This window comes from Arthrobacter sp. AOP36-A1-22 (assembly GCF_052377615.1).
Taxonomy (GTDB): domain Bacteria; phylum Actinomycetota; class Actinomycetes; order Actinomycetales; family Micrococcaceae; genus Arthrobacter_H.
On record NZ_JBQSWX010000058.1, the window covers coordinates 1 to 1,456 of the forward strand.

The following is a 1,456-nucleotide window of genomic DNA, read 5'->3' on the forward strand; positions in this document are numbered from 1 at the left end:
GGGGGGTGTCCCTATGCTTTTGGTCAAGCCGCTATCGGAGTCTTGGCCTGGTAGAGGGTCCCGTTCTTGATCATTGAATACAGAACGTCGCAGCGGCGCCTGGCTAGACACATTACCGCTGCATTGTGTCTCTTTCCCTCGGCTCGTTTTCGCTGGTAGTAGGCCATGGAGATCGGATCGTGGCAGCTGGCGACCCAAGCCGATCGGAACAGGGCGTTCTTCAACGCTTTGTTGCCCGATCGGGATGGGTGTTCACCATGGATCGAGGTGCCTGAGTATCTTGATGTCGGAGCGATCCCCGCGTAGGCCGCCAGATGAGCTGCGTCCTTGAATCCATGGCCGTCTCCAATGGCCAGGAGCACGGCTGCAGCGGTCTTGATGCCGACTCCTGGCATGGAGATCAAGACCGTGGAAAGAGGGAAGTCATCGACCAGCTTCTCCACTTCGGTGGCCAGGATCGCCCGCTGGGTTTTGAGTTCCTTGATCTGGGCCGCCACCCTCGGGACGACGATTTCGACCGCAGCCGTGCCGGCCACGGTCACCGTCTGCTCTGACAGGGCAGTGAAAATCTCTCCGACCAGTACGGAAGGATCCTTGCGGGAATGGTTCCGGGCGAATCGCAACACGTTCCCTTTACCCGCGGCGCGCAGCCCGGTGGGTCCGCCGTAGTGGATGAACAGCTCCAACACGAGCGGACGGGTGATCCTCGTTTCGGGGAAAACCCGCTCCAATGCAGGGAAGATCTGCAGCAGCAGGCCACGGAGCCGGTTGATGGCCCGGGTGCATTCATGAGTCAGGTCGGCATCAAAGCCGGCCAGGACCTTCAACGCCGAGAGGACCTCGCTGTCCCGGTCCACTTGGCGCAGGGTATGGGGCATTGAGCGGGCGGTATCGGCGATGATGAACGCGTCCCGGGCATCTGTTTTGGCTCTGCCCGGGTATAGGTCCGCGGCTTTTCGCATTGCGAGTCCGGGGAGGTAGGCGACTTCGCAGCCCGCGTCGCGGGCTACCGCGATGGGCAGGGCGCCGATGGTGTTGGGTTGGTCAACGATGACCAGTACGGGCCCATGGGCCTGCAACCGGGTGAAGACCTCTCGTAGTTTCGCCTCGTCCTGGGGCAGGGGGTGGTCGAAGATCCGGCCACCGTCCCGGTCCAGGGCTGTTGCGTGGTGACCCGATTTACCGACGTCGAGTCCGCAGAACACGGCGATTTCGTTGTTCATGGTGGCGCTCCTTTTGCACCGTGCGGTTGGCCGCTAGTCACGACACTCGATGCCACACCCACGTTACGAAGAGACCACGGTGTCTAACTCGCCGGGCCATGTCCCTATCAGCGGTCAACGCGTGCCTCCAGGTTCGGCGACAACACCCCCCGGATCATGAGTGACAGGGCAGGACAGTCATACCGAACCTAGCGACCAAACCCCGTTTATCGGGGTCCTACAAATGTAACGGG

1 protein-coding gene is annotated in these 1,456 nt (G+C 61.5%); it reads right to left on the bottom strand.

The window, feature by feature from the left end; all coding sequences use genetic code 11:
• Positions 1-23: 23 nt before the first annotated feature.
• The gene (locus ACT3S2_RS15790; protein WP_444561930.1) at positions 24-1,223 is read right to left on the bottom strand and encodes an IS110 family transposase; all 1,200 of its coding nucleotides are present in this window, start codon (positions 1,221-1,223) and stop codon (positions 24-26) included.
• Positions 1,224-1,456 lie beyond the last annotated feature (233 nt).